The organism is Paenibacillus sp. JGP012, from assembly GCF_014203995.1.
GTDB classification, from domain to species: domain Bacteria; phylum Bacillota; class Bacilli; order Paenibacillales; family Paenibacillaceae; genus Paenibacillus; species Paenibacillus silvae.
Genome location: NZ_JACHKG010000021.1, coordinates 97,924 through 108,623, shown reverse-complemented (window position 1 = coordinate 108,623; position 10,700 = coordinate 97,924). Strand labels below are relative to the sequence as shown.

At 48.1% G+C, this 10,700-nt stretch carries 9 protein-coding genes; 3 read left to right on the top strand and 6 right to left on the bottom strand.

The window, feature by feature from the left end; genetic code table 11:
• Positions 1–616: 616 nt before the first annotated feature.
• Together HNR77_RS21920 and HNR77_RS21915 are read left to right on the top strand one after the other, a co-directional pair.
• On the top strand, positions 617–1,468 hold the full coding sequence (locus HNR77_RS21920) for an AraC family transcriptional regulator (protein ID WP_184189132.1): 852 nt from the start codon (positions 617–619) through the stop codon (positions 1,466–1,468).
• A gap of 109 nt (positions 1,469–1,577) precedes the next feature.
• Entirely contained in the window at positions 1,578–2,261 is a 684-nt protein-coding gene (locus HNR77_RS21915) for an S-layer homology domain-containing protein (protein WP_184189129.1), read from the top strand.
• Positions 2,262–2,636: 375 nt separating this feature from the next.
• Here HNR77_RS21915 and HNR77_RS21910 read toward each other — a convergent pair whose 3' ends face one another.
• On the bottom strand, positions 2,637–3,263 hold the full coding sequence (locus tag HNR77_RS21910; protein ID WP_111269259.1) for a nitroreductase family protein: 627 nt from the start codon (positions 3,261–3,263) through the stop codon (positions 2,637–2,639).
• A gap of 284 nt (positions 3,264–3,547) precedes the next feature.
• Positions 3,548–4,021, bottom strand: a complete 474-nt coding sequence (locus HNR77_RS21905; protein WP_184189126.1) for an RrF2 family transcriptional regulator — start codon at positions 4,019–4,021, stop codon at positions 3,548–3,550.
• Positions 4,022–4,927: 906 nt separating this feature from the next.
• Here HNR77_RS21905 and HNR77_RS21900 point away from each other — a divergent pair.
• Entirely contained in the window at positions 4,928–5,413 is a 486-nt protein-coding gene (locus HNR77_RS21900; protein ID WP_184189123.1) for a CcdC family protein, read from the top strand.
• Positions 5,414–5,681: 268 nt separating this feature from the next.
• Here the strand turns inward: HNR77_RS21900 and HNR77_RS21895 are convergent, their stop codons facing one another.
• The 4 genes from HNR77_RS21895 to HNR77_RS21880 all read right to left on the bottom strand — a co-directional run bounded on the left by HNR77_RS21895 (position 5,682) and on the right by HNR77_RS21880 (position 10,189).
• Complete coding sequence (locus HNR77_RS21895; RefSeq protein WP_184189121.1) at positions 5,682–6,695, bottom strand: NADP-dependent oxidoreductase; 1,014 nt, start codon at positions 6,693–6,695, stop codon at positions 5,682–5,684.
• Positions 6,696–6,950: 255 nt separating this feature from the next.
• A complete protein-coding gene (map, locus tag HNR77_RS21890; protein ID WP_184189118.1) occupies positions 6,951–7,697 on the bottom strand; it encodes a type I methionyl aminopeptidase in 747 nt (248 codons plus the stop codon).
• A 691-nt stretch (positions 7,698–8,388) separates the two neighbouring features.
• Positions 8,389–9,207, bottom strand: coding sequence for a serine/threonine-protein kinase (locus HNR77_RS21885; protein ID WP_184189115.1), 819 nt, complete (start codon positions 9,205–9,207; stop codon positions 8,389–8,391).
• Positions 9,208–9,451: 244 nt separating this feature from the next.
• A complete protein-coding gene (locus HNR77_RS21880; protein ID WP_184189112.1) occupies positions 9,452–10,189 on the bottom strand; it encodes a MerR family transcriptional regulator in 738 nt (245 codons plus the stop codon).
• Between the last annotated feature and the right edge of the window lie 511 nt (positions 10,190–10,700).

Genomic DNA, 10,700 nt, shown 5'->3' with positions numbered 1-10,700 from the left:
AGTACATTGAGTTCTATTACAACCGCAAGCGAATGCATGGCGCGCTAGGTTATCTTTCCCCTGCTCGTTTTGCAATGAAATTTACGGACAAATCCATAGCGTAGTGTCTACTTTCTTGACATAGGTCCACAGGAAACCTTATTCGGGCGAATCAGAGCAAAAATAGGCATTCAACTCGTGTTTTCAGCGAAATAAGGTCTCTGAGAATCGTTACAATTCCAGAGAACCCTATTTCGCTCAAATAAGCTCATCTGGAATCGTTAAAATAGTTGGCGAACACTTCTCCTCCATCAAGCCCTCCGTCCAGTACTTTCAGCAAGTGCTTTCACCAAGCCCTCCATCCGACACTTTCATCCAGCACCTTTCATCGAGCACCCTTCATCAAGCTCTTTCACCAGGCTCACTTTCCACCACTTTCTTCAAACTCCTTCAGCCCGCTCCTCCACTCCCCCCTTATTCAAGCCCTTTCTAGACTCTACAGACACCCAGTCATAATAACGCTTACATATTAACGTTGACTCCTCTACCCACGCTCACCATAATACTAAATATGAGACCTACACACAGACCCCCTTTATTACGTAAATCTGACGGATTTCGTCGACAAAAACTAATTGTGCTCCCCGAATCACTGTTGCAGGAAGCTGCTGCTTCTCCAATCACATCAGGTTTATATGTGACAGACATCGGTTATTTTCATAAAGCCGAGCATCATTACCGCGACCGCCCGGAAGGATGTGATTCACACATCCTGATGTATTGCACGGAAGGCTCCGGGTGGTACTCCACTGGTTCCGGCAAAACATGTACCGTACAGCCCGGTAACCTGATCATTCTGCCAGCACTCGTTCCTCACGTCTATGGGGCCAACACAGAGGCCCCGTGGAGTATTTTCTGGCTTCACCTGCGCGGAAATCATGCCCACACATACATCGCACCCTTGTTAACACAGCAGGAGCAGATATCCACGATGCCGCCGGCGAAGGCGCAGCGATGGCTGGAGCTTTTTCATGAATGCTATGGTGTACTGGAGACCGGATATTCCTTACAGACCTTGACCTTTGCTTCCCAGATTGTCGGGTATATGCTCGGCCTGCTCGCTTACGGTCCTTATGCTCCTGGAACAGACAACGGTGTGATGAGCAGTAAACAGGCAGCAGAGCATTCCGTGCAATATATGCTGGAGCATCTGGAGAGCGGAGTGACACTCAAAGAGCTTGCAGCTCATGCCCGCTTGTCCGTTCCGCATTACTCTCAATTGTTCAAACAAGTGACAGGGCATTCACCAATCGATTATTTTTTGCGGCTGAAAATCCAGCATTCCTGCCGATATCTCGATTTTACCGATTGGACCGTCAAGCAAATCAGCTCCGAGCTGGGTTTCAGTGACCCGTACTATTTTTCTAGACTGTTCAGCAAAATCATGGGACGTTCGCCAACTGATTACCGAAACCAATCCAAAGGATAATGTTAAGGAAAATTGCAGCAACCTTTTGAGCAGAAGGGTCGTCTATAGGGGCAAATCACTTTAAAATAAAGGGAAAAGAACTTCCCTGGAAAAGCGAGGCGACACCCAGATGAAGAAAAATATCATTGCTGCTTTCACCGCAGGAGCTCTGCTCACGCTCACATTAAGTGCAGGTCCTCTCCATGCTGCGCCAGCCAAGTTTACTGATATTCAGGGCGTACCGGGGGCAGATAAAATTGAATCCCTCCATCAGGAAGGATTGATCAAGGGGGTCAGTGATCATTTGTTCAAGCCGGAAGAACAGCTGAATACAGCTCAAGGGGTCCAACTGATTGTGGACGGACTGGACCTCAACCTGAATGCGATTCGTTTTATCAAAATGCCTGTGCCTAGCGATTATTTCACGACTGTCAAAGACGGCGTCTGGTACAGTGATGCTTTTATCCGTGCACAGTACAACAGCATCAAGCTGCCGCAGGATATCGATCCGTCCAAACCGATGACTCGCGAACAGTACACCGTGTTCCTGATGCAGGCGATCGAGGCTAAAGGCGGTCTGCCGATGATCAAAATCCAGCCAGTAGATATTACGGACGAGAGCGAGCTTACCCCGGATGCCCAGGGTGCTGTACAACGTTCCCTTGTACTAAAAATCAGCACACTGGATGCGAACGGTCAATTCCATCCGCAACAAGCCATCACCCGCGCTGAAGCTGCGATAATGATGTATAACGCAATTGAGCACATGAACTCCTTCACGACACCGCAAATTCCAGAAACGCCGGAGAAATAGCATGTATCTTTGAATAAAAGGTTAAAAATCGCAAACCCCCGCATCTTTCTTCCCTAGGAAGGGTGCGGGGTTAATGGTTTGTGTTGTATATTATTTCGCAGAATATGAATCATCTTTCACGTTCTTCTTTAGCGAGCCATCCTCCTGAAACGGTTCTATAATCATCAACTGGTGTTCCACTAGAAATCGCATCAATACCGTTGTTATTGAAGTCACCTGCTGTCGATAGGACAGACTTTGCTTCTTTTTAACATCGTGGGATAACTGTATCTTGATATACTCCTACCTGACAAAAGCAAAAAGCGAGTACACCTCGTTAAGAGTAATGTACTCGCTGGGAATAAGCATCTATAATGTCCGAATCAAAGTTGGACTTTAGAAAGAACCTTTTACAACCACTTCGGACAGTGGGAAACGGCCTGACGGACGAGCCGGCTCAGCAGCTTTACCTACAGTGATCAGCAATGTTGGCACAAAACGTGCAGGAATGTTGAACGCTTCGATCAACTGCTGCGGATTGTATCCACCCATTGGGCAAGTGTCGTAACCGAGGGAGCGTGCCGCGAGCATAATGTTCTGGGAAGCAAAGGATGCATTGCGAATCGCTTCATCACGAGCAATTTGCGGGTTTTGGTAAGCACCGTTAATTTGACCCACCAATGCGTCACGAACTTCAGCAGGCAGTGCACCAGCTTCAACAGCCTGATCATAGATGAATGTATTGCGGTTTGCTTCCAGGTCACCCAGTACGGCAATCGTTACAGAGCTGTCAACAACTTGTGTTTGACCGTAAGCAATCGGAAGCAATTTTGCTTTGTCTGCTTCGGATTCAATCACAAGGAATCTCCAGTGCTGCAGGTTCCAGGAAGACGGTGCTTCGGAAGCTGCCGTCAGAATGGCATTCAGGTCTGCCTCAGGCATTGCAAAACCTTTTTCATACTTTTTAACCGCGTGGCGTTCGCTAATGACGCGAAGTGTTTCATTTTTTTCAGTAGCCGACATGTGTTCCACTCCTTAGTTCTGTTTGGATTATCTATTTTTTACGTTCGCAAAGCACGCCTTGAAAGCCAATCCGCCCCAAGCACAGGCCTTCCGAAAATAACATCAGCGCAGACGAACGCATCCGATCTGTGTTCACGTTATGCCCGGAATGACCGTCATTCAAATTCACCTTACACCGAGCATACGCCTGTCCTGCAAGTCACTTATAGAAATGATCTTTGGGCAGGTCAGCATCCTGTTATTAAAAATATTGTTAAATGCAAGTCCAGCCCAGCCGCACTCCGTCAAGACTTCTCTTGCTCTTGCTTTGGCCCTGAACATGCCTTCATGGACAAAGGACTTTCTCCACGCTCAATGCTTTGCTGCACGTCAAGAATCGATATGCGGTCGAAATAAGCACTCAGCGCCTCTTCCCCTCCATCGTATATGGCACCCATTACCCCCTGCATGTTGGAGGATACTTTACACGGTGAACCTGATTCACCCGAACACCAGCTCGGGCCAAGAGAACCTCCAGCTACGAGCCTGTACAGCTCCCCAAGCTTGATCTCCTCGCTCGGACGGCTGAGCAAATATCCACCATGAGCACCTTCCTTTGTGGTCAGGTAACCATGCTTGCGCAGAACACTAAGTACCTTGCGGACTCTGGCCGGATGTGTACCCACACTTTGAGACAGGTCTTCACTGTTGGCCATGCACTCGCTTCTCATGGATAGAAAAACAAGACAATGTACCGCAATGGTAAATTCGCTGTTCATAACTTACTCCCTTCCCGGCCTAATGCACCGATGAACTTCAATCCAAGGTAAGTATAACTGTCATTATAGGAATAACAGTTATGTTTGTCAACACTTGTATCCGGATATGCTCCAGGGATGAATTTTCCTGATATATCAATACTTACAGCCTCCTTGCGATCTGCTCAGAACTCCTGAAAATCTCGCTCCAAATCACGGCGCTCGAAAGCTCTTTGCACAAAAAAAGTGAGCCTTCCGCTGCGCGAAGGGCTCCAATAAGATAGACATATGAAAGGGCTTACGTGATTATTATAATCGGTAAATCGGGATTTGAAAACGCTTTTTTTGTAAAGTGTGATTTTATTGTTTTTTGACGTTTGGCTGAGCCCATTTTATAACTAACGAGCAGAATTCTAACGATTCTCAGAAACGTTATATGCCCGATATTCAGCGTTTTGGAAATCTAACGATTCCCACAAACGCTATTCCATCAAAAACAGGCTGGAATTGCTGAAATGAGCCGATAATCTATGAAATAAGGTTTCTACGAATCGTTACATTTCAAATAGATGGAAAATAAGGCAAATAAGCTTCCTGGGAATCGTTAGCGACATGAAGCATCTTGTGAGTCCTCTGTTACCTCACTATTACTTCACTTTTACTTCACTGTTACCTCACCGTCTCCTCCCTCATCCAGTCTCCCTTTTTATATCCACATCATCGAATAAACCCTCGCTACGCGGGAACAATAATACATATTTTTCAAATTGCAACAATGCTCATTTAAAAGCCAGCCGTTCCAAAGACATACATTCTAGCGGGCACTTCGGTTTGTGCTATAATAGGAACTGAAAAATCCGGTTACACCGCACTTCGGGAATTCCGGATTCCCGAATAAACATCTTATTCCAGAAAGAGGGCGTTTACGTGGCTCAAATCTCTCCGTTTTATTTGCAAATCGGGGCGACCGTTGGCATGCTTGTTATGGCTCTGCTGGCCATCTTCATCCGTATGAAAGCCAGCCACAGGCCAGTCACGATCCGTAAAATATTGATTCCACCGCTCGGCATGAGCACAGGCTTTTTTATGTTTGTTGTACCCGAGACCCATGTTCCGCTATTATGGGCGCTCATCGCACTGCTGGTGGGCTGGTTTATTTTCTCGTATCCGCTCATTCGCAGCACCCGGTTTGAACGCGTAGGCGAAGAGATTTTTGCCACACGCTCCCGCAGCTTTGCCTTTATTTTACTGGGACTGCTGGCTGTACGGCTCATCCTGCATGAAGTAATCCAGCAATATGTCACCATTCCGCAAACGGGTGGTTTGTTCTTCCTGCTGGCCTTTGGCATGATTGTGCGCTGGCGCGTATATATGTATAAGCATTACAAGGAAGTGCTGGCTGTTCAGCCCTAGACTTATATACAGATGCTTTCCAAACGACTGACAGATGCGTGAAGCTTCAGATGCATACAGCAAGAACTACAAATAAAGACACGTCCGCCGCACCCGCCGTGCGCATAGAACGTGTCTTTTTGCTGTTTCGGTTATATACTCTGAGATTTTTCTTATAAGAGTTTACTGTTTTGCGATTTGTGTTTGATCGTTCATACTTCTTATGGTTTACGGTTTACAGCTAAGGTTTGATGCTTGACCGTCTCTGACTCTCCTCAGCTCCTAACTTCTACTCAGGGTCAGCAACCTTCACCAGCTGCTTGCCCAGATTGTCGCCTGAGAAAAGACCCATGAATGCTTCCGGGGTGCGTTCGAAGCCTTCCACAATATTTTCCTCATATTGCAGCTTGCCTTCCTTGATCCATTTTGCCAGCTTCGCCCGGCCTTCCTTGAAGGACTTTGTATAATCTCCCAGCAGAAAACCTTTCATCAGCGCTGTATTGGTTAACAGCAGCGTTTGCGGACGCATGCCGATATCCGGCTTTTCCAGATTGTAAGACGAGATTTGTCCGCATAACGGAATACGCGCATTACGATTAATATGGCGCAACACCGCATCCGAGATGTCACCGCCAACGTTGTCGAAATACACGTCAACCCCGTTCGGGCAAGCTTTTCCAATGGCTGCCGACATATCCTGCTCCGTCTTGTAGTTGAGTACAACGTCGAAGCCCAGCTTATCTTTCAGATAAGCACATTTTTCGTCAGATCCTGCAATACCGACTACATGTGCTCCGACAATTTTACCGATCTGCCCCGCAATCATGCCCACAGCACCTGCCGCACCGGAGACTACAACCGTCTCGCCGTCTTTGGGCTTGCCGATATCCTCCATGCCAAAATATGCAGTAAGTCCCGTCAAACCCAGTGCACCCAGATAAACGGTAATCGGAGCCTCGTCTGTATCAATCAACGCCAGATCACCTGTATTCACAGCAGCATACTGCTGCCAGCCCCACATCCCGGTGACCAGATCGCCTTTACGCAGGTTGGGCTCGGATGACTCCACCACCTGTCCGATCGTTCCACCTTTGATTACTTCATTCAGCGCATATGGCGGCGCATACGATTTTGTATCCTTCATTCGTCCTCGCATGTACGGATCAACCGACAAATATAATGTACGCACCAGCACTTGTCCGGCTTCCGGCTCAGGAAGCGGTGCTTCTACAAAATTAAAGTTCTCTCGGGTAGGAGCACCTTCCGGGCGGGACGCCAGCACGATCTGTTTGTTTACTGTCATCAAAAACAACCTCCTGATTACCCAGCGGCTCTAAGGCAGCTCGATCAAGCCGCCATGAAACGACATACCGCTGGCTCTATGTCTAACCTGCATTGTTCAAAGCTTTATTGCTAAGGCTTCAAATCCTTCTTTGCTCAAGCTTCAAACCTTCATAATAGTTTAAACCGAAACAGGCGGATCACAAACGTGGGCCGCCTGGAAATATGCAAATATGTTGTGCCGATCAGAATACACTTGTATCAAACAACCCCAACTTTATTGTGCAGTCAGGATAACGGGCCCATCTGCCGTAATGGCAATGGTATGTTCATATTGAGCCGACAGACTTCCATCCAGCGTACGCGCAGTCCATCCGTCCGAATCGAGCTTGCTGCGGAACGTTCCGATGTTCAGCATCGGCTCGATTGTAATAACCATGCCCTCCTTGAGACGTGGTCCACGATGCGGCGGGCCGTAATGAGGCACCTGCGGCTCTTCATGCATCTTCTCTCCGATTCCGTGCCCGATAAATTCACGAACGACAGACAGTCCCTCACCTTCAGCATACACCTGAATGGCATTGGAGATATCTCCGATCCGGTTGCCCACAACCGCAAGCTCAATGCCTTTATACAGAGAGCTTTTGGTCACATCCAGCAGATGCTGTGCTTCTGGGCTTACATTACCTACAGCATACGACCAAGCCGAGTCAGCCAGCCAGCCGTTCAGATTAACGACCATGTCGATAGTAACGATATCGCCATCTTTCAGCACGTATTTTCCCGGGAAGCCATGACAGATCACGTCATTAACCGACGCACATGTCGCATAAGGATACCCGTTATACCCCTTTTGCTCTGGCGTGGCGCCATGTTTCTTCATAAATGCTTCGGCAAACTGATCGATTTCCTGTGTTGTGATCCCCGGACGAATCATTTTGGCAATCTCCCGATGGCACGCAGCCAGAATCTCGCCAGCTTTTCTCATATGTTCAATCTGTTCGTTCGTCTTTATAATAATCATTCCAACTACTCCTTGTCCGTTATGATCGTATCCTGTCTTCTATTGTAACGCGAAACACTGAAAATAAAAAATTCCGATGATAAAGCAAGCATCCTATTATACGCCAACCTGCCCGTGAATGAATACTTTTTTCTCATAAAAACACGAAACCCCATCAAGACAACCTGCGTATTAGCCTAAAACAGCTGAACACGAAAGGATGAACGCTCATGTTCAAGAAGATCATAGGCAAACTTATAGACTCCAAATCCTCTTCTCACCATAAACGCTACAGTTCCTCAGACAGACGCTCCTACAAAAAATACAGCAGCTCCTCAGGCAAACGCTCCTACAGGCGCTACTCCTCCTCAGACATGAAATACAGGGATCAGCGCCACGGTTCCGGTTATTACAAGAGCAGAAAGTACAGTTCCAGTTAAACAAACATCAAGACAAGCTCCTCTGAAAAAAACACCTCCCGCTCGTGATCCTGTCACTCAAGTTCAGACACAACAAAGGAGTGTTCCCTGCACCGTACTATACACGGTCAGCGGAACACTCCTTTATTATAAACATAGCACGTAATTTGTACCGTGCGTGGTTGTATTGTGTGCAGTTCGCATTCCCCCACTCAGAACTCGACTCCAAGCGAACTGCTTCGCTGTATAGTCGCATTTGGCCAAATTCAGCCCTTCTCTGTATAACTATTCACCTACAGCAGCAGCCTCAAACGATTCATTTCGCGCTGCAGCTCTGCTGCTCCTCCCTCGTACGCAGGACGTAGCCCGAGAAGCCGCTCCAGCATCTCATGTAAAGCAGGCGTAAGCCGAAGCTCTTCCTGCCAGCTGGCAGGCTCATGGCCTTTTTGCGGTTCATACGATGAATATAACAAGAAAAGCAGAAAATGACCGATATCCTGCAAGTCCTGATCCGGTACGGCTTGCTCGTCTTCAGGCTCAGGCACATCCTTCAACCGACGTTTCAGCTCAGGCAACAACGGCTCCCCCAAGCGTCTTGCCAGGCCAAAGTCGATCAGATGCACCCGCCCCTCCCGTAAAATAACGTTAGGAATCCGTACATCCCCGTGGATATATCCCTGCTCATGCACATGGGCTACAGGAGCCAGCAGCTGAAGGGCAAGCTCCACACATTCCCGTTCTGTATATTGCTGCCCCTGCTCAAAAATCAACTGCTCCAGCGTCTGTCCACGAACATACTCCGTCACCATATAGTGCCGTCTACGCACCGTAAACGTGTGCAGCAGCTCGGGAATCGTCGGATGCTGCAGATGCTGAAGCACATCCGCCTCCCGGTGTAACAGCTGTACAGCAAGTTTCCCCTTGCTGGGCTTCGCTTCCTTCAGAGCCACTTCCTCTCCCGTCTGCATATCCGTACACAGATAGGTCAGCCCGTAACTCCCCATGCCAAGCAGCTCCTGTATAACATAACGACTCCCTAATATCGTTCCCTGACGACCAGGACGGTCTGTCCACAGGCCAATCCACCTTTGCCAGACTCGACGCAGCTCCACATTGCCTCCTACGCCAGCTTCCGATCTCTGTCCCCTTTTCTATATTGGCAAACAGACAGATCAGCGGCTGGACTTCATGTTGTATTGGAGCCATTATATCAGGCTGAGCGGGTGAAATCACGATCAACGATTGAATAACGCCTAACACAAGTTTCCTTATGTCTCTGTATACTCCCTTTCGCTGGCTGTGCTTGCTCGTCGCCTCTTATGCTTCTTTCGCTTCACTGTACTTTCTCACTGCTCCTTATGCTTCCTTATGTTTTTTGGGCAGCAAGCCAAACAACATGCGAAGGGAAGAGATTTTGGACTTGCGCTTCCGGCCCTGATAACTGCGCAGATTCGTCACCAGCTCGCGGTCCCGTTCCTCCTCCAGCTTGTCATTCATCCATTGGCGCTGCTTCTCCATCTGCTCCTGAAGCGCAAGATGGGTTTCCGCGAGATGCTGAAGTGTTAGCTCCAACTCATCCACCCGGTGCTGGAGCAGCTGCACACGATCATCCTGTTTCGGTTCTACGGCACCATAGGTGACTTCACTTACAAGCTGGCCGAGCCCTTCGTAGGATCGAAGCTGTGCGTGCTGCTCCAGTCCTGACGGAGCTAACGAATCAGGCGACATGGTTTCTGACTGTTCCAACGCAGAGTCCTGCGAAGATGCTGCCGCAGGTGGCAGATCACTGGCGGCTGCACACTCCTGCTCCGAGCTTCCCTCCAGGACTTGCTCAGGTACACCTCCGTTCTTGCCTCCTGCCGGGGACAGCACAGTGACCACCGCATCCACCAGTGGCATATTATGCTCCCTGAGCTCTGTCATCAGACGTTCAATGCACTCGATATCATCGGATTTGAACAATCTGGATTTATTCGCAGACCGTTCGAAGCGATATCCCTGCTCCTCCAATGCTGCCGCATATTTACGAAGAGTACTGGCGCCTATTCCCAGGCTCTTGGCCGTTTCCGTTGTTGCTCCTGCTTCTTCAATCATCGTTAATTCCCTCCCGTAACAAAGTGTTTTCGGTACGCTTCCATGATATGAAGTTTTTTGGCTTCAACGTCTCTGTAACAAACTGTCATCGGATCGGGTAACCTTTCTCCTGCACACGAGTAGACCTGTAGTCAGATATATCTGCCCATCATCCATACGTGCACCTCTCTTGCTTGTCGATATGTATTCGTGAATTAATCTGCAGATCCCTTTGACGGTTTAGTTCTATTTCTGCGGATTGGTAAGAACTTTTGTCAGGTATATATTTCGTAAAAAAAGCCCTTCATCCGACAAGCTGCGGGAATGCTGTCATGTCGAAAAGGGGATATGCAAATGCCGTCTAAATTTTGGCATATGTATTTGATGTCAATATTGTTAACTCCATTACTCCAATACGCTCCCGCGACAGAGGGATTCATTGCTGTATTGCTTTTCCATGTGTTATCTTATGTAACGTGGAATTGAATTTTAGCATAAAATAAAGGACTATACTTAACATAATAATGATCAA

What these genes read in the sequence shown, in the direction of transcription:
- HNR77_RS21895 (WP_184189121.1), bottom strand. Translation starts at nt 6,695, where the DNA reads ATGACAGTAAACAAACAGATCGTGCTGGCGTCCCGCCCGGAAGGTGCT.
- HNR77_RS21910 (WP_111269259.1), bottom strand. Translation starts at nt 3,263, where the DNA reads ATGTCGGCTACTGAAAAAAATGAAACACTTCGCGTCATTAGCGAACGC.
- map (WP_184189118.1), bottom strand. Translation starts at nt 7,697, where the DNA reads ATGATTATTATAAAGACGAACGAACAGATTGAACATATGAGAAAAGCT.
- HNR77_RS21905 (WP_184189126.1), bottom strand. Translation starts at nt 4,021, where the DNA reads ATGAACAGCGAATTTACCATTGCGGTACATTGTCTTGTTTTTCTATCC.
- HNR77_RS21915 (WP_184189129.1), top strand. Translation starts at nt 1,578, where the DNA reads ATGAAGAAAAATATCATTGCTGCTTTCACCGCAGGAGCTCTGCTCACG.
- HNR77_RS21880 (WP_184189112.1), bottom strand. Translation starts at nt 10,189, where the DNA reads ATGATTGAAGAAGCAGGAGCAACAACGGAAACGGCCAAGAGCCTGGGA.